Annotated in this window: 18 protein-coding genes; 12 read left to right on the top strand and 6 right to left on the bottom strand. The window is 55.5% G+C overall.

The features are described from left to right. Nucleotides 1–22 precede the first annotated feature (22 nt). Nucleotides 23–1,618 carry a peptide chain release factor 3 gene (locus tag RAL88_RS07860; RefSeq protein ID WP_306268498.1) on the bottom strand — a complete coding sequence of 532 codons (1,596 nt, stop codon included), beginning with the start codon at nt 1,616–1,618 and terminating at the stop codon, nt 23–25. A 260-nt stretch (nt 1,619–1,878) separates the two neighbouring features. Then, entirely contained in the window at nt 1,879–2,127 is a 249-nt protein-coding gene (locus tag RAL88_RS07855) for a hypothetical protein (protein ID WP_306268496.1), read from the bottom strand. Nucleotide 2,128: 1 nt separating this feature from the next. Here RAL88_RS07855 and RAL88_RS07850 point away from each other — a divergent pair, with 1 nt between their 5' ends. From RAL88_RS07850 to RAL88_RS07835, 4 genes are read left to right on the top strand one after another with little or no spacing between them, the layout of a single operon-like run. Next, nucleotides 2,129–3,004 carry a folate-binding protein YgfZ gene (locus RAL88_RS07850; protein ID WP_306268494.1) on the top strand — a complete coding sequence of 292 codons (876 nt, stop codon included), beginning with the start codon at nt 2,129–2,131 and terminating at the stop codon, nt 3,002–3,004. After that, on the top strand, nt 2,995–3,630 hold the full coding sequence (locus tag RAL88_RS07845; protein ID WP_306268493.1) for an HD family hydrolase: 636 nt from the start codon (nt 2,995–2,997) through the stop codon (nt 3,628–3,630). The genes RAL88_RS07850 and RAL88_RS07845 overlap by 10 nt, the downstream gene beginning before the upstream one ends. 9 nt (nt 3,631–3,639) lie before the next feature. Then, nucleotides 3,640–4,173: a tyrosine phosphatase family protein gene (locus tag RAL88_RS07840; protein ID WP_306268491.1), complete on the top strand. Its 534-nt coding sequence runs from the start codon at nt 3,640–3,642 to the stop codon at nt 4,171–4,173. Continuing rightward, nucleotides 4,160–5,125, top strand: a complete 966-nt coding sequence (locus RAL88_RS07835) for an NAD regulator (RefSeq protein WP_306268489.1) — start codon at nt 4,160–4,162, stop codon at nt 5,123–5,125. The genes RAL88_RS07840 and RAL88_RS07835 overlap by 14 nt, the downstream gene beginning before the upstream one ends. Nucleotides 5,126–5,140: 15 nt before the next feature. Here the strand turns inward: RAL88_RS07835 and RAL88_RS07830 are convergent, their stop codons facing one another. Further along, the gene (locus tag RAL88_RS07830) at nt 5,141–6,376 is read right to left on the bottom strand and encodes an MFS transporter (protein ID WP_306268487.1); all 1,236 of its coding nucleotides are present in this window, start codon (nt 6,374–6,376) and stop codon (nt 5,141–5,143) included. A 242-nt stretch (nt 6,377–6,618) separates the two neighbouring features. On the opposite strand from RAL88_RS07830, the gene nadA reads away from it, so the two are divergent. Genes nadA through RAL88_RS07810 form a run of 4 tightly spaced genes read left to right on the top strand, consistent with a single transcriptional unit; the run spans nt 6,619 to nt 10,829 of the window. After that, on the top strand, nt 6,619–7,719 hold the full coding sequence (nadA, locus tag RAL88_RS07825) for a quinolinate synthase NadA (protein WP_371932168.1): 1,101 nt from the start codon (nt 6,619–6,621) through the stop codon (nt 7,717–7,719). A gap of 3 nt (nt 7,720–7,722) precedes the next feature. Next, entirely contained in the window at nt 7,723–9,318 is a 1,596-nt protein-coding gene (locus tag RAL88_RS07820) for an L-aspartate oxidase (RefSeq protein ID WP_371932167.1), read from the top strand. 9 nt (nt 9,319–9,327) lie between these two features. Beyond that, nucleotides 9,328–10,206 carry a carboxylating nicotinate-nucleotide diphosphorylase gene (nadC, locus tag RAL88_RS07815; RefSeq protein ID WP_306268482.1) on the top strand — a complete coding sequence of 293 codons (879 nt, stop codon included), beginning with the start codon at nt 9,328–9,330 and terminating at the stop codon, nt 10,204–10,206. Between the two features lie 26 nt (nt 10,207–10,232). Then, entirely contained in the window at nt 10,233–10,829 is a 597-nt protein-coding gene (locus RAL88_RS07810; protein ID WP_306268480.1) for a sulfotransferase, read from the top strand. Between the two features lie 39 nt (nt 10,830–10,868). Here RAL88_RS07810 and RAL88_RS07805 read toward each other — a convergent pair whose 3' ends face one another. Then, entirely contained in the window at nt 10,869–11,387 is a 519-nt protein-coding gene (locus RAL88_RS07805) for a hypothetical protein (protein ID WP_306268478.1), read from the bottom strand. Between the two features lie 55 nt (nt 11,388–11,442). Between RAL88_RS07805 and RAL88_RS07800 the strand changes: the two genes are divergently transcribed. Next, a complete protein-coding gene (locus RAL88_RS07800) occupies nt 11,443–12,504 on the top strand; it encodes a glycosyltransferase (protein WP_306268476.1) in 1,062 nt (353 codons plus the stop codon). Between the two features lie 6 nt (nt 12,505–12,510). Here the strand turns inward: RAL88_RS07800 and RAL88_RS07795 are convergent, their stop codons facing one another. After that, entirely contained in the window at nt 12,511–13,260 is a 750-nt protein-coding gene (locus tag RAL88_RS07795) for a sulfotransferase family 2 domain-containing protein (protein WP_306268474.1), read from the bottom strand. 1 nt (nt 13,261) lies between these two features. After that, on the bottom strand, nt 13,262–14,107 hold the full coding sequence (locus RAL88_RS07790) for a glycosyltransferase family 32 protein (RefSeq protein WP_306268473.1): 846 nt from the start codon (nt 14,105–14,107) through the stop codon (nt 13,262–13,264). Nucleotides 14,108–14,419: 312 nt separating this feature from the next. Here RAL88_RS07790 and RAL88_RS07785 point away from each other — a divergent pair, with 312 nt between their 5' ends. From RAL88_RS07785 to RAL88_RS07775, 3 genes are all read left to right on the top strand, one after another. Next, nucleotides 14,420–15,208, top strand: a complete 789-nt coding sequence (locus RAL88_RS07785) for a hypothetical protein (RefSeq protein WP_306268471.1) — start codon at nt 14,420–14,422, stop codon at nt 15,206–15,208. Nucleotides 15,209–15,280: 72 nt separating this feature from the next. Then, a complete protein-coding gene (locus RAL88_RS07780) occupies nt 15,281–16,885 on the top strand; it encodes an FAD-dependent oxidoreductase (RefSeq protein WP_306268469.1) in 1,605 nt (534 codons plus the stop codon). Then, on the top strand, nt 16,878–17,798 hold the full coding sequence (locus tag RAL88_RS07775; RefSeq protein ID WP_306268468.1) for a hypothetical protein: 921 nt from the start codon (nt 16,878–16,880) through the stop codon (nt 17,796–17,798). Before RAL88_RS07780 ends, RAL88_RS07775 begins: the two co-directional genes overlap by 8 nt. The last annotated feature ends 114 nt before the right edge of the window (nt 17,799–17,912 follow it).

The following is a 17,912-nucleotide window of genomic DNA, read 5'->3' as shown; positions in this document are numbered from 1 at the left end:
TTCAAGGGCGTGTCCTGAGGACTTACAATTCCCGCGTCTTCTTGAACAGGATTTCCGGATATTCCTTGACCACCCGGTCGAGTTCCCACTGGCTTCTGGCCAGATAGACCGGGGCGCCATCGCGGTCTTCGGCAAAGGCCGTCTGGTTGATGCTGCGAAAGTCTTCAATCGCGGATTTGTCAGCGCTGGTCACCCAGCGCGCGGTGACGAAGGGGGCCGGTTCAAAGCTGATTTCCGCACCATATTCACCGCCGATGCGATCCACCATCACATCAAGCTGCAAAATGCCGACCACGCCGACAATCCATTGCGAGCCGAGAAATGGAATAAAAACCTGGGCGAGGCCCTCTTCGGCCAGATCCTGCAGGCCCTGTCGCAATTGCTTCGTCTTGCTGGTGTTCGACAATCTGACGCGGCGCAGGATTTCAGGAGCAAAGGCGGGAAGGCCGGTAAAACGCACCCCGTCCTTTTCGCTCAAAGTATCGCCGACCCGCAAGGTGCCATGATTGGGAATCCCGATCACGTCTCCCGGCCAGGCATCATCGGCCACCTGCCGGTCCTGGGCAAAGAACATCAGCGGCGAGTGAATATTGATGGCCTTGCCAGAACGCGCGTGTTTCAGCTTCATGCCGCGCTTGAAATGGCCAGACACCAGACGCAGAAAAGCAATCCGGTCACGGTGATTGGGGTCCATATTGGCCTGGACCTTGAAGACGAAGCCGGACACATGATCATCTGTCGGTCCGATCTCTCCGCCCTCGATGGTCAGCGGTCGGGGCGGCGGCGCGAATTCGGCAATGACATCAAGCAGTTCTTCCACCGCAAAACCACGCAGGGCACTGCCGAACAGGACAGGGCTCAAATGCCCTTCCAGAAAGCTGGCGGGATCAAATGCGCTGTAGCCGGCAGCAGCCAGTTCCACATTGTCGCGCGCTTCTGCCAGAACATTCGGATCGACCAGACCATCAAGCTTTTCATCCATAATACCGCTGGTCTGGATGCGTTCTGCCGGCTTTCCGGGGCCGGCATTATAAAGGAACAGGCCGCTCTTCAGATGAATACAGCCCTGAAAGGTCGAACCGGAGCCGAGCGGCCACATCAATGGTGAGGCGTCGAGCGCCAGCTCTTCCTGGACTTCATCAATCAGTTCAAACGGATCGCGGGCTTCGCGGTCGATCTTGTTCATGAAAGTCAGAATAGGAATGTCGCGCAGGCGGCAGACTTCGAACAGTTTACGGGTCTGCGGCTCGATGCCCTTTGCCGTGTCAATCACCATCACCGCTGCATCGACCGCCGTCAGGGTGCGGTAGGTATCTTCCGAAAAATCCTCGTGGCCCGGCGTGTCGAGCAGATTGAATGTCATGTCGCCGCGTTCAAAGGTCATGACGGTGGAAGATACTGAAATGCCGCGGTCCTGCTCGATTTTCATCCAATCGGAGCGGGTCCGGCGCCGCTCGCCGCGGGCGCGCACCTGTCCGGCCATGCGGATGGCACCGCCGCACAGCAGCAGCTTTTCAGTCAATGTGGTTTTACCGGCATCGGGATGCGAAATGATGGCGAAAGTTCTGCGGCGCAGATATTCGGGGCCGGTTGCGGCTTGCGGATCAGTTAGGCTCATATATTTGGTTCTTTACCCTGAAAGGCTTTCGTAAAACGACACCGGGATGCTGTCTGATTGCGTGGCCGGTTCGCTCTGCCAGATTTGGAGGCTATCCTGTCATTTTCAATGGAAGCCATGATTTGCGGTCCTGTGGACAATTCCAGCCTTGGCCAATGTGAAGCTTGTACTCAGCTTGTACGTTGGGCTTTGCCCCGATTTGACAGCTATTACCAGCCAAAGTGAAGTGACACGCAGATGCGCAGGAAACCGTTCGGTTTTCAAGCCTTTGTAACGGCGTGTGGCGCAAATAGCGTCTGGCCGCGAGATTGCCAAAGAGAAAGCCGGGCAGACGCGGTGCGGTTTTGCGCCGACCACCGGTCCAAGCCGGAAAGCGCCAGTTCAGCCCGGCCTTCCGTGAACTGCTCCGGATCACCAAATGCATCAACACAGTTGAAATCAGCACTGGTCGCGGTCTTTACGGCATGGCAAGTGTCGTGCATTGATTCATTTAAAAATGGGTTCGTCATCATGTCTGTTTTTGCAATACGCGTTGAAAACCGGGCCTTGCTGCATGTCGGCGGAGCAGAGGCGGAATCCTTTCTTCAGGGCCTGATTACGTTTGACATGGACCGGCTTAAAACGCGCAGCAGCGGGTTCGGTGCGTTGCTGACGCCGCAGGGCAAGGTTCTGTTCGACTTTTTCATTGTGCCCATGAATGATGGATTTCTGCTCGACACGCTGGCAGATGCGGGCGCGGATCTGCTGAAGCGGCTGTCGATGTACAAGCTGCGCGCGGATGTCGTTGTGGCAGACATCACCGGGGATCTGAGTGTCGTGGCGTTGATTGAGAGCGGTGATGGGAACGATCAACCGCATCTGCCGGGTGCCGTGGTGCCGGACCCACGTCATGTCAGCATGGGTCAGCGCGCCTACATTCCGAATGCCGGGGTCGGTGCGGCTCTGGCGGATAGTGCTCTGGTGCTCGATGAAACCGATGCCTATCTGGCACGGCGTATCGAACTTGGCGTTGCGGAGGCTCCAGTGGATTATGCATATGGCGAGGTGTTTCCCCATGATATCAATCTCGACCAGATCAATGCGGTCGGGTTTGAAAAAGGCTGTTTTGTCGGCCAGGAGGTTGTCTCGCGCATGCGGCACAGAGGCACGGCCCGGCGGCGGATTGTGCTGGTGTCTTCCACCGACGATCTGCCGGAACCGGGGACCGACATAAGTGTGGACAAAAAATCAATTGGAACGCTGGGCAGTGTCAGCACCCATGTCGGTCTTGCACAAGTCCGTCTTGACCGGGCCAATGAGGCGATGGAACAGGGCCATTTCATCAAAGCCGGCACCATCCAGGTGACCCTGGCGATACCGGACTGGGTTTCTTTCAAATGGGCTTAGGCGCGTCGCAAAAAGCAGAACGGCCGGCGCGCGCCTGGCAGCGCATGTTGTCGGGACGCCGGCTCGACCTGCTGGATCCATCGCCGCTGGATATCGAGATCGAGGATATCGCCCACGGGCTGGCACGGGTGGCGCGCTGGAACGGGCAGACGGTTGGCGAACACGCATTTTCCGTGGCGCAGCACTCGCTTCTGGTCGCACGGATCGGTGAAAAGCTGTTCGCCAAGTCCAAACCGCACTGGTATATGGCGCTGCTGCTTCACGACGCGCCGGAATATGTTGTGGGAGATATGATCTCGCCGTTCAAAGCAGTGATCGGCGGTGACTATAAAAGCTTGGAAAACCGTCTTCAGCAGGCAATTCATCTGCGGTTTTCATTGCCGCCGGAACTCAGCAAAGCGGAGTTGCGCGCCATCAAGTCCTGCGACCGCATGGCCGCTTTTTTTGAAGCAACGCGGCTGGCGGGTTTTTCCGATGCGGAAGCCGCCAGGTTTTTCAGCCGTCCGCGTGGTGTCACGGGGCAGGATGTGTCAGATTTACTCAAACCGCTGCCGGCGCATCAGGCGCAAGGCGCGTTTCTGGATGCATTTGGGCATTTGGCCAGCCGGCTGGCAATGGAGCCATAAGGAAGTTTAATGAGCGCCATATATGTTTGCTCTCTCGATAAGCTGGAAAATACCGCCCGTGAAAGCCGCGCCAGCCATGTGGCAACACTGATCAATAGCGATACCCTTGTTACGCGGCCGCCTTTGGTGCGGGCGGATGATCACTTATTTCTGGGGTTCAATGATATAATCGAACCTTTGTCAGGTATGACACTGGCCGGAGAAGATCACATCCGAAGCTTTATCCGCTTTGTTGAAAGATGGGACCAGAGGGCTCCGCTGATCGTGCATTGCTGGGCCGGGGTCAGCCGCTCCACGGCCGGTGCCATGATTGCGACCTGCCTGCTGCGGCCAGATATGGATGAAACCTCAATTGCAAAGACCATCCGGCAGCGCTCACCAGAGGCCACCCCGAACAAGCGACTTGTGGCACTTGCCGATGATATTCTGGGGCGCAACGGTCGGATGCTGGATGCGGTTACCGGCATTGGTCGTGGGGTCGATTGCTATGAAGGCAGCGTATTTCATCTGAAAATCAACGGTGCTGATGATGGCGCGCTCTGAGATTGCCCCCATTGCCATCGGTCTCAGTGCCGCAGTGGTGGGCCTGAAAGACCAGACCCCTCTCATTCTCACCTTGCGCGAAGTGGAAGGAACCGAGGGCAAGGATATGCTGCCGTCCGGTCCGTTTGATCCCTTGCGGCATCGCACGTTTGAATTGGGATTGCGGGCGTTTGTGGAAGCCCAGGCCGGGCTCCAGATCGGCCATGTCGAGCAACTTTACACCTTTGGTGACCGGGGGCGTCATGCGCGGCCCGATGATGAAGGTGACCATGTGGTGTCAGTGGGCTATCTGGCGCTGAGCCGGGGTGCCGCCCCGGAGGATGCAATCAGTGCACAGGCATTGAAACTGTCCGGAGCCTCGTTTCAGCCCTGGTATGTGTATTTTCCGTGGGAGGACTGGCGCACCGGACGTCCGGTTGTGCTCGACAGATATCTGCTGCCGGCGCTGTCGGAGTGGGCCGCTCAAGGTGATCCGACACAGGCGGAACGCCTGAAACTGGCCTTCGCGCTGGATGGTCTGGTCTGGGATGATGAGCGCGTGCTGGACCGCTATGAGCTGTTATACGAAGCCGGACTGATTGAAGAGGCTGCTGATGGCCGCGATACTGTTGTTGTCAGCGATCTGTTCGAACACACCGGGCGTGCCATGCGGTTCGATCATCGCCGCATTCTGGCTACCGCAATTTCGCGGCTGCGCGCCAAGCTGAAATACCGGCCGCTGGTGTTCGAACTGATGGGCGATGAATTCACCCTGACCGATCTGCAGAAAACCGTTGAGGCGCTGGCCGGTCGGCATCTGCACAAGCAGAATTTCCGCCGTCTGGTGGAAGCCAATGCACTGGTGGAACCGACCGGAACAAGCAGTGCGCAAACCGGCGGGCGTCCGGCGCAATTATTTCGCTTCCGCCGAGAGGTTCTGCTGGAACGTCCGGCATCGGGATTGCGCGTGTAAACCGAAGGGGTCGGGTTAAGCGGTGCCGGACTGAAGCCGCTGCACCGGTTTTTCCTGAATTGGCCAGTGCACAAGTGCGGCAAACCCGCTGAGCGCGATGGCGATGTACCAGACGCTGTCATAGGAGCCGGTGGCATCATACAGCCTGCCGCCAAGCCAGACACCGAAAAACGCACCCACCTGATGCGAGAAAAACACAAATCCGAACAGGGTTGCCATATAGCGCGGCCCGAACATGGTTGCCACCAGAGCAGAGGTTGGCGGCACGGTTGATAACCATAGCAGACCCATGGCGGCCGAGAAGAGGATGACGGTGACGGGCGTGACAGGAAAGGTGAGGAACAGGGCAATCGCGACACCGCGCGCCAGATAGATAAATGTCAGCAGGACGGGTTTGGACATGCGGCCGCCAATGACACCGGATGCCAGCGACCCGACAATGTTGAACAGCCCGATCAGAGCGATGGCCCAGCCGCCCCAGCGCGTTGCGATGCCCATATCAGACAGGAAGGGCGGCAGGTGAACCGTGATAAAGGCAACATGAAATCCACAGACAAAAAAACCGACTACCAGAAGATTATAACTGCGGTGGCCGAAAGCTTCCTTGAGAGCCTGCGTGATTGATTGCTGCGGCATGGAGAGCGGCCCTGTGTCGCCGATGGCTGTGCCGCGCAGAAAAACCGCCAACACCGGCGTGATCAGGACGATAAGACCAAGCGCAACAAGCGCATTCTGCCATCCGAACTGATTGATCAACTGGATTCCGCCGAGGCCGAAAACAAACTGGCCGAATGAACCTGCCGCAGTGCCGATGCCAAAAGCGATTGAACGTTTCTGCGGCGTCACGATACGGCCGAATGCCGAAAGCACCAGCGAGAACGATGCCGCTGACATGCCAAGCCCCACCATCACCCCGCCTGTCAGATGCAGCGCGAACGGTCCTTCAGCATAGGCCATCAGCACCAGGCCGAGCGCGTAGACAATGCCCCCGGCGGCTATGACTTTTGCTGTGCCGAAGCGATCGGCAACGGCCCCCGCCACTGGCTGACCGGCACCCCACATCAGATTCTGAAGCGCCAGAGCCAGGGCAAAAGTCTCTCTCGACCAGCCATTGGCACTGGTCATCGGTTCCAGAAACAATCCCAGAATGGAACGGGGGCCGAAGGATGCGATGACAATCAGGCAGCCGATAGCAATGACAAATGGAACGGAATTCCAGAAGGATGGGACGGATCTGATCCGGGACGTCATCACAATTCTCCCTGCAGGCTCCGCAACCTATCCTGTTGAGCAGCGTTGCGACAGAGGTTTCACAATACAGAGCGAACGACCGGTCCGAACGCCGGCTGACGAATATTCAGGCTTGCAAATCGTCTGTCTGCCTATATATACTCAAAGTGAGTATAAGTATGAAAGACCGTGATGATGCTCTGGCGGACCCTCTGTCCGGCGCATTTTTGAGGTCCTGACCAGTGGAGGGCGACATGTCCACAATACCTGCAGCACTCGGTGGCGATGATTCACAGCGATTATCTCCCCGGACCGGTTATAGCGCGACAGCACAGAGCGCGGCTGAGCGCTTCGGCATTCTGCCGATGCCGGACCTGACCTATACGGATGCCATAGCGAAGGCGACGGCACCGATTTATGACAAGGTCAAGGATCAGATTCCGGCGATCGAATGGCCGGTCTTTGCGCCGCTGATCTATCATATCAACAGACTGAAAAAGCAGCGCAACGCGGTGATTCTGGCGCATAATTATCAGACTCCCGAAATTTTCCACGGCGTTGCCGATTTTGTCGGCGACAGTCTGCAGCTGGCCATTGAGGCGGGCAAGGTGGATGCCGATATCATCGTCCAGTGCGGTGTGCATTTCATGGCGGAAACGTCCAAAATGCTGAACCCGCAGAAAACTGTTCTGATACCCGACAGCCGTGCCGGATGTTCGCTGGCATCGTCCATCAACGGGGCGGATGTGAGATTGCTGCGCGAGGCCTATCCGGGCGTTCCGGTGGTTGCCTATGTCAACACTACTGCCGAAGTGAAGGCCGAGGTGGACATCTGCTGCACCTCCTCCAATGCGGTGCAGATTGTGGAAAGCCTGGGTGTGCCCAAGGTGATTTTTCTGCCGGACCAGTATCTCGCCAGTTATGTTGCCAGCCAGACCGATGTTGAAATCATCTCGTGGAAGGGCGCTTGTGAAGTGCATGAGCGGTTCACCGGCGAAGAGCTGCGCAAATATCGCGAAAATGATCCTTCCATCAAAATTATCGCCCATCCGGAATGTCCACCCGATGTGATCGCGGAAGCGGATTTCACCGGATCAACGGCTCATATGATCAATTGGGTCAAAGACAAGCGCCCGGACAAGGTTGTGATGGTCACCGAGTGCTCGATGGCCAGCAATGTGGCGGCGGAAGTGCCGGAAGTGAATTTCATCAAACCCTGCAATCTGTGTCCACATATGAAGCGCATTACGCTGGCCAATATTCTGGATTGCCTGTTGACCATGGAAGAAGAGGTTCTGATTGATCCGGCAGTTGCGGAACGGGCCCGCAATTCTGTTGAGCGCATGATCAACTGGAAGAATTAATACATCATGGTTGAAGTTCTGACGCCTCATTCCAGTGACGGCATTGATGATGTGGTGATTGTCGGTGGTGGTCTTGCCGGACTGTTCTGCGCGCTTAAGCTGGCGCCCAGACCGGTCACTGTTCTGACATCGGCACCGATCGGCGAGGGTGCTTCATCGGCATGGGCACAGGGCGGAATTGCCGCTGCGATGTCGCCTGGTGACAGCGCCGAGGCCCATGTGGCCGATACGATTGCCGCCGGAGCGGGGCTGGTGGATGAGAAAATCGCCAGAGTGATGGCGTCGGAAGCTTCGGACCGGATTCACGATCTGCTGGCGTATGGCGTGCCGTTCGACACCGATCTGGAGGGCCATCTGAAACTGTCGCGTGAAGCGGCTCATTCACAACGCCGCATTGTCCGCGTGCGTGGTGATATGGCAGGTGCCGCGATCATGAGCGCGCTGATAGCGGCGGTGCGCAAACTGCCGTCGATCCGGGTGCTGGAAGGGTTTGTCGGCGAGCGTCTGCGCATGAATGGCAAGCAGGTCAGCGGTATTGTGGCGCAGGATCTGCGCGGCGGACTGACCAATCGCTTGCTGTTGCCGGCTCGCGCTGTGGTGCTGTCATCCGGCGGTGTCGGCGGGCTCTACGCGGTGACAACCAACCCGCAGCAGGCGCGCGGCGGTGGCATAGCCATGGCGGCCCACGCCGGCGCAATTCTGGCGGATCTGGAATTTGTCCAGTTTCATCCGACCGCGATCAATATCGGCCGCGATCCGGCTCCGCTTGCCACCGAAGCATTGCGCGGCGAAGGCGCCTATCTGATCGACAATGCCGGAAAGCGTTTCATGCTCGAGATTCATGAAGATGCGGAACTAGCCCCCCGGGATATCGTCGCCCGAGCGATTCATGCCCAGGTTCTGTCCGGGGAAGGCGCTTTTCTGGATTGCCGGCAAAGTGTCGGTGCCAAATTTCCCGAGCAGTTTCCAACGGTTTATGCCTCCTGCATGTCGGCAGGCATTGATCCAGTAACAGATCCGATCCCGGTGATTCCGGCCGAGCATTATCATATGGGCGGGGTGCATGTTGATGTAAGGGGCCGCACGTCGGTCGACGGGCTGTGGGCCTGCGGCGAGACCGCTTCAACCGGGGCCCATGGTGCCAACCGGCTGGCCTCCAACTCGCTGTTGGAAGCGGTGGTGTTTGCCACACGCATCGCCCAGGATCTTCAGGGCTCTTTGCCATCGCCACAACGCCATCGCTGGCCGGATGAGCCAATGCCTGAACTGACAGATCTCACGGAGGTGGATGAGGACGTTGTCGCGCTGATCCGCAAAACCATGTCCGATCACGTCGGCGTGGCGCGGGATGGCCCGGGTTTGCGCAAGGCGCTGGAAATCTTTGAGGGACTGAACAACCGGCCTTTAATGCCCCGACTGGCCAATATGGCCCTGGTTGCACGCTGCATCGCTGCGGCGGCCTTCGCCCGGGAGGAAAGCCGCGGCGGCCATATGCGGCTGGATTTCCCGGAGACTTCCGAGGTGTGGCATCACCGCACATTTCTCACCCTTGAAGATGTTGACGCGATTGTCGCATCGGCGCTGCTACGGGCCGCCTGACGGAGTGTTATGAGCGAACAGCAAACCTATAAGCCGGAATTGCCGCGCGTGATGGTGGATGATGCAGTGCGCGCGGCGCTGCAGGAAGATCTCGGCCGGGCTGGAGATATTACGACGCTGGCGACGATACCGCCGGATGCCATGGCGGATGTGGTCATCGCATCGCGCCAGCCTGGAGTGATCGCCGGTCTGCCGCTTGCCCGCGCTGCGTTCCGGGCGATCAATCCGCAGATCCGGTTTGAAACCCTGATTGATGACGGCGATCCGGTCACACCCGGAGCCGTTGTAGCGCAAATCAGCGGGCGCGCCCGCGATGTTCTGTCGGCGGAACGCGTGGCGCTGAATTATCTTGGCCATCTCAGCGGAATCGCAACCGCCACGGCCCAATTTGCTGCACAAATTGCCCATACCAAAGCCCGTGTCTGCTGTACCCGCAAGACCACTCCCGGTTTGCGCGCCTTTGAAAAATATGCGGTGCGCTGTGGCGGTGGCTCCAACCACCGTTTCGGACTTGATGATGCGGTGCTGATCAAGGACAACCACATAGCGGTTGTGGGCAGTGTTGCGGCAACAATCGAAGCGGCGCGCGCCTATGTTGGTCATCTTGTCAAGATTGAAGTCGAGGTTGATACGCTTGAGCAACTGGAGGAGGCGCTGTCTGCAAAGCCCGATGTTGTGTTGTTGGACAATATGAATGCAGCAATGCTGAAAAAAGCAGTGGCAATGGTGTTAAAAATGAGTCCCGTCACAAAAACAGAAGCTTCCGGTGGTGTAAAATTGGACACAATTGCCAGGATTGCTGAAGCTGGAGTTGACTATATTTCCACCGGCTGGATCACACATTCATCGCCCGTATTGGATTTAGGGCTGGATGCGCAAATTGGGTGAGGAAATATCGCGTTGGAGTTAGAGATATGATCAGGCGGCTGATCCCGGTTGGAGTTCGGAAAAACAAGATATTTTTTGTCGGTTTTAGCCATTGTGGAACAACTGCGCTGCATCATTTCTTGAAGAAGAATAGCGTTAGATCAATTCATTCTCATGACAATGGCCTATATGCTGCAACAATTATTGAGCAAAATGTAATTCGGCAACGGGACCCCTTGAGGTATCTTACGAAGTTTGAAGCCTTTTCAGACCTGCTGATTGCCTCCGACACGGCCTATACGGAAGCTAACAAGTATTACGAAGAATTTTACGAATATTACCCGGATTCATACTTTGTCTATAATGACAGGCCTTTGGATGACTGGATCAAATCCCGTTTCAATCATAGTGATTTTGCAGACCGCCAGGCGCGTTATTTCAAAGTCGACAAGAGTGAACTGGCTGATGTATGGCGGCAGATCAATGAAGCCCACAAGCGGGAAACGATGGAGTTTTTCCGCGACAAGCCGAGATTTATCCATTTCAATATCGACACGGATGACATCAGGAAACTGACGACATTTCTGAAGCCGGATTATCACTTCAGAAATTTCGATTTCAAGAAAGTCAATGTTACCAGGTAGCGGCTGTCTGATTTGTTGCAGGTTTCTGCCGCGGTCGGCTTATTGAACTCTCCCGGCGCGCCGGGAGATGGGCCAAGCCTGGCGAGCGAGGGATTTGCTGTCCAACAGGCGGTTCCAGGCGGCGATGCCGAAATCGTCCGACCCTCCGGCCAGAAGATAACGCGACAGAGACTTCCATTTTCCGGCATGGAGAAAGTGCCAGGCCGTCATGCGCTGAAAATAGCGTCTCAGCAGAGTTTTTCGGTCAATGACGCTGACATAGGTGCCCATGATAGGGGCGGCTTTCTGCAATCCATCGATGAAATCGCTGATCTTCTGCAATTGAACCGGGTCGTTCAATTTGTTGGTGGCAAATTCGACAATCACTGTTCCCTCGCGGAAGTGTTTTGCTTCCAAAGATTTCCAGTCAGTGCGGTGAAAAGGCAGCGGACAGGATGCTGGAAGCTCGAATTGGCCAGGTGCGTCAACAATGGTTTGGGCAATTGTTGTCTTGCCGCAACCAGCAGGTCCGCCAACCAGCAGCAGGGCCTCGACGCCATCCAGTGACTGCTCTAACATGGTTGCACGCTCCTTTTCAGATCATCCCCTTTTTGCATAAACAGCCACATGAGTCGTGCCCCGTGAGTCCTACCCGATGAAGCCTGTTGAAACCATCATGCTGGCACAGGCCATTGTCGGCGAGGCGCATGGTGGCGCGGAGCGGTTTTTTGTCAAGCTGGCAATCGCCCTGCATGAGGCCGGGTTGCGGCAGTCCCTGTTTATCGGGCGCGACCGGGAGCGATTTGAAGAATTGTCCGATGCTGGCCTTACCGTGCAGCAATTTGATTTCGGCAAGGGTATTTTGGGCTGGCAGGCCACCAGAACTTTTCGAAAGGCGCTGGCAGCAAAGCAGCCCGATGTCGTGCTGGCCTGGATGAACCGCGCTGCGCGGAGAATTCCAGCTGGGTCCTACAAGCGGGTTGCCAGGTTTGGTGGCTATTATCCATTGAAATATTATGCCGGTTTCGACTGGATCATCTGCAACACGCCAGATCTGGAACGGCATGTGATAGAACAGGGCTGGAATGAAACCAGGACCAGTACAATTTCCAATTTTGGCGAGTTGCCAGCGGCGCCACCGGTGCGCCGGGCGGATTTCGATACGGCCGAAGATGCATTTGTGGTTCTGGCCTGCGGCCGGCTGCATCCCTCAAAAGGATTTGATACCTTGATCCGGGCGATGGAAACCGTTCCGGATGCGGTGCTCTGGCTGGCCGGTGCCGGTGAGGAGGAAGGAGCGTTGCGGCAATTGGCCGGACAACTTGATGTTGCCTCGCGAATCCGTTTTCTGGGCTGGCGGCACGACCAGTCTTCGCTGCTGGAGCAGGCCGACCTTTGCGCGGTACCATCGCGCCATGAGCCCTTGTCGAATGTGGTGATTGAGGCGTGGTCGAAGAATGTGGCGGTGGTGGCCACCGCATCGGAAGGGCCAAGCTGGCTTTTGGGCGAGACGCATTCAGTCGGAACTCTTGTCGCGATAGACGATCATCAGGCTCTGGCCGCAGCCATCAGTGCGTTGGCGCAAGATGATGAGCGGCGCGCTGCAGTGGCCAAGGCCGGTTTCCTGAAATGGCAAAGCGGGTTTTCCAAACAGGCGATCATCAATCAGTATATAAGCTTTCTGCAGACCATCTGAAGCGCATCAGAACACATAATTGAACTGTTCGATTTCCCTTTGGCGGATGCGTGCAACAATGGCTCTGGTCTCATCTGTATAGTGAGCGCGATAATTGTCCGCAGCCTCCAGCCCGGCCTCTTGGGCGGTTGATTTGGCGTTTGGCGTCCAGCCATCCCAGTCAATGCTGAGCCAGGCAAAGGTGTCTGCCATATCCTGGCTCAGGTTCTCATAATAAAGGATCCTGTCAACGCTAACCGTGTTGTCGATGGTGTAGATATCCCAGTTCAAATTATATCGGTCGCTGTGTCCCACCTGCTCCTGGCGTTTTACAAAGTCGTCAAAGCCGGACTTGAAGGCTTTGCGTTTGAAACGCCATTTATATTCGCTCCACAACTGATCCCAGGGATTGCGGACAATGCAGATTTTTTTGTAGCGCTGCCATTCTTCCGGAAAGGCGGCCTTTACCGCTGCGGCGGAAGCATGTTCGGGTATAGCGCCCAGGCTTGAAACATAGTGTTGCTTGATACTGTCAGAGACAAAACTCCAATACGATCCGCGTGCCAGTTTAAACATTACCGAGGGCCAGTGAGGGTGACGATAGGCGGTCCGGACCATGCCTCGCGGCGGGCGGATACCATGCTGCAAACCGTCTTTCAGTCCGCCAATCACAAGATCGTCGGGTCCCAGATAACGCGAAGTGCTGATCTTGAAGGAACTGCCGGCGGATTTGCGGCAGTGAAGGAAGATGAATTTATGTCTGTGCGATATGATCATGTCATTTGCTGTGCGAGCGGACATAGGCATCCAGAAAGCCAAAGGCCTGCTGCCAGCGTTCGCTGCTGTAATTTGAGCGCCAGTTCAGCTTGTGAACAGGTGAGCCGGCCGATTGGATAAAGTCCTCGATTTCCGCCATATCTGTGCCGCCGCTGACAGCTTTGCGCAGATAGCTTGAGCAGGAGCGGAAATAGACCGGCGTGCGCTGCCATATCTGATCAGCTTCACCGCGCCTGTAGATGATCTTGTTGAAGGTGAAATGCATGTGAAAATATGGATACATCTTGAACGTCCGGCGAAGCCAGGGATGCACCCAGAATTGAGACAGATAGGTGTTGCGGTTGAGAACCAGTGAGAGCAGCTTGATGACAGGTTTATAGTAGGGTTTGTCCTGATTGGTATAAATCGTTTCTTCAAAATTCCGTCTGTATTCCGTCAGAAATGCTGCAGTCAAAGCATTCTCTGGCTGCGAAGCAAGAAACCATGTGCAGACATCCCGCGCTTTCTTTTCGTTCCGGAAGGCAAAAAATCCGCTGGTCAAATAGTCCGGAAGCCATTCATCCAGAGCCTGGTTGCAGAACAGCGTGGCGTCAGCCCAGATACCGCCATGCTCGTGAAGCACTGCGAGACGGATGAGATTCGCCCGCTTGACAACCGTAATATCGTCGCGAAACAGATCCAGCGAGCGCAATGCCGAAGTATGCTGCGCAAAGCTGTTTTTGTCCAATATACGGATGTCATAGCCGCTGTTCAGCTTTTTCCAGGAGGCAAAGCATGTTTTGACGACGTCAGGCGCACTGTCGGCCCCATCTTCCCAGTAACTCCAGATGATCTTGGGAATATTCATGAAACGTCCAATGCGGATGGTCTGTCTGATCTGCCCCGGATCGGATCGTGTGCCGGTTTCGAGGTTGCGCGCCCGGTCGTGAGAGGTTCATGCAACAGCCGGATAGCGCCGCAGATATAGCTTGGCATTGCCCGGAAGATCAATCAGAAAGGACGCGCTGACAGGCGCGGGTCTTCATACCGGATGCGCCAGATTTTGCTTGATGGGAATGGGTCCGCAACCTAATAAGGCGCCTGATCGCCGCCGCTGCAACCTATGAGGCCGGTCCGAGCGTTTTGATATCAATGCCCTGCAACCCGGGACCGGAATATTTTGAAACAGCATATTTTTTCATATTGGGACGGGCCGGTATCCTGGCTGGAGCGCCTCTCGGTTGCCTCCATCCTGGCTCATGGCCACAGTCTGACAGTGTATTCCTATTTTCCGGAGGAATTGGCAAAGCTTGATCTGCATATCGACATTCGCGACGCCCGTGAAATCATTCCCGAAAGCGACAATTCGTACCGTTACATTCCGGCCAAACGCTATACGCTGTTCACCAATATCTTCCGCCTCGTCGGGCAGATGCAATCGATCGGTCTATGGGTCGATCTGGATTGTATTTTCCTTAAACCCTACGAGTTGCAAGACGATTATGTGTTCGGCTGGCTGAGCGATGTGAAACTCAATGGGGCGGTGCTGAAGCTGCCGGCCGATGCAGACATGACACAGGATTATTACAACGGAATTTCGGCAGATCCGCTGAGAACACCGTGGTCGACATTGCGCCGCCGCGTCTATCGCGAATATGAAATTCGCATCGGACGCACAGAGCCGAGCCTGACGACCAGAACCAATATCGGGCCGCGCGCGCTGACTTACTATGCCACGCGCCACAATAAAATGTCCTGCGCCCAGGACAAGGCGGTTTTCTATCCGCTGCGCTCGGGAGAAGCACCGCATCTGACAACACGCGATGACAGTGTGGCAAAAGCATCGGTGCGGGAAAACACGATTTTGATGCATGCCTGGCAGGGAAAACTGAAGCGCGAGAATTGCCTTGTCAGTAAACCTGTGGCGTCGAGCTATCTGGGCCAGTTCTGCAAGATTTACGATATTTAGGTGTTGGTAGCCGGATTGTTATGGTTCAGAATTCTTAAAATGTGCACCGGGTCCTGAGGGGGAGGGCGGCTGATGGGCCAGATCATTGATGCGGCAGATATCGCACCGGATGCTCCGGCAATTGAGGCTGCAGAAGTTATCATCATCGGCAGCGGACCTGCCGGCGCTTTCACTGCCCTTCGATTGCTTGAGCGCGGACACAATGTGCTTTTGATTGAAGCCGGCAGAGACCTGCCTGATGTCGATGCATCACCCTATTTCCAGTTTCAAAGCCGGGGCAAGCAGGTCCCGGTCGAATTCGGTCTCAGCTGGCAGATTGGCGGTACTTCGAATCTGTGGTCAGGGCGTTGCGCACCGCTGGAAGAAACCGATATCACCGCCGCAAAGGGCTGGCCGTTTGAATATGAAGCGATTGCCGCTCATTACGAGGAAGCGGCGAGTATTCTGGGCCTGCTTCCAATTGCGGATCTTAAGAAAACTGAAACCGGCATAGCGGACGATGACGCTTGGGCTGCGCTTGAGTCATCGGGACAGATTTCGATCAAACGGTTCCAGTGGAACACGCCGCCATTCAACACCGGCACCTATTTGAAAGATAGCCTCCCGGATCATTCCAGCTTCAACATGCTGAGCGGCTGCCGGCTGCTTTCCTTTGAACGGCAGGACAGCACAGGGCAGGCCATATCCGCACGGTTCGCATGCGGCAACAACAAGACACTGGACATTTCCGGCAAGGTATTTGTGCTGTGTACCGGCGGCATTGAAACGCCGAGAATTCTTTTGAACTCGGATCAGGGTAGGGGGATTGGCAACGCTTCGGGACTGCTCGGCAGGTTCTTTTCAACCCACCCGAAAGGGACGCTGGGACGTCTTGCGCTGAACAGGCCGGTTTTGCTGGCTTCGCCGATGTTCTCGGATGCAAAGCTTAAAAATGCGAATCTGCGGCTTGGTCTCGGCCTGGCGCAATCGTCTGCCGGGAGTGGGCCCTTAAACCACTATGTGCAGTTCAGCGGAAAATTCGAGCGGATCGGAACTTACTTTCTTGAACAGGCACAAGCGGCTTTTGCCGCATTGCCCTCAGACCAAGCCTCGGGCCTGGCAAAACGCTTCCATCAAAGGCTCAACAAATTCGGTATCGCCTCGGGACGGGCCTTATTCAATTTTCTCGGGAAGGCGGGTCTGTGGAAGCACCGGGCCAACACGCTTTCGGTCAAGGCCTTTCTGGACCAGTATCCCAGCCGCGATTGCAAAGTCAGCCTGACCGGCGAACCGGACCTGTACGGAATGTCCTCAGCCAGGGTCGAGTGGCGTTTTTCCGACCAGGATATTGCCTCGATCAGAGAGTTGGCCGATGCGCTGAAAGACCTGTTTGAAACCTACGGCATCGGCAAATTCACATCTGCACTGAGCGCCAATCCGGAGGAATGGGATTTCACCGCAGTCCATTCGCATTTCCTGGGAACTGCGCGTATGGGTGCTGATCCGAAAAAATCGGTGGTCGATCAGTATGGCCGCCTGCACGACGCCAACATGATATATGTCTGTGGTTCGGCGGTCTTTCCATCATATGGCAATGCCAATCCGTTCTTGTCGATCGCCGCTTTTTCTCTGCGCACAGCGGAAAAAATTTCAGCGGATTTGAAGAATGGCAATCGGGAGACCCAAAATTATGACTGAGGAGATTTTGATTGCTGGTGGTGGCTGGCGAGTTCAAAGGTTCATTCTACCTGCACTGGAATTGGTTGGACTAACAGCAGCACACACAACAATTCTTCGCCGCAATGGTGAAGAGATACCGGATTTCAAAGATGTCAGCGTCATTTCAGATCTAGACAAATATGACAAGCAGCCGAACCGTGTGATCAACTGTTTGCCCGCTGATGTTATGTTGGCAAAGGGGACGGATTTGCTCAGTCTATTTCCAAATGCCATTCATTTTTGGGATACACCTACTTCCGCTTCTTTTACAAATCTCCTCAAGTCCTTACGAAACCCCGACTATGATAAAATCATTTCATTGGAAGATTTTGTGAAATTGCCGAATTTGGACTGCATGACGAAAGCAACCGGCGACAATACGTTCAAGCAGCTACATCATTTTGGAATTCCGGTTCACTTTTTGTCGGTTGTACGCATGTCATTGCGCAATGCAGGACGAAACACTGCTTTGGTTCGCAGGAAAGGGGCAAAAATTGTCGCGGGTCACGGTATCGGCATGAAGCCCAAAAAAAATCCCAAAAAGGCTGAAATTATCATCAAGGGCAGCAACGGGAGATGTTTGGATATTTTCGATTTGAAGACGCATAATGACACCCAAGTGAGGGATCAACTGACGCGAATTGTGTCTGACGGACAGTTGATCTACCAACTGAACGATGAAAACTTGAGCTCGTATGATCTGTCCCCGAGATTGGTCGCCGAGTTTTCAAAGCCTGTGACACGAACACAAGTCCATGAATTGGACAAGATACTGGCTCTGACCCGCATTCTCGGTGAATCAGGAAATCAATACCGCTTCAAGGACTCCATTGCAGATTGCCTCGGGCAGAAAATGATTAAAAAGGTGGGGTTTTTCATTCTGCGAAATTGACAGCCCCCAAGGCGGAAATCTTCCAAATAATGGAATTCTGTATTGCGCTGCAGCAATTTGCGCGTTAGGCCCTTGTGACGCAGCGTTAGGTGGGGGCAGGTGCCGCGGTGCTAT

The sequence above is a fragment of the Pararhizobium sp. IMCC3301 genome (assembly GCF_030758315.1).
Classification (GTDB): domain Bacteria; phylum Pseudomonadota; class Alphaproteobacteria; order Rhizobiales.
The sequence above is the reverse complement of the archived record's forward strand: the minus strand, read 5'-3'. Positions and strand labels throughout refer to the sequence as shown.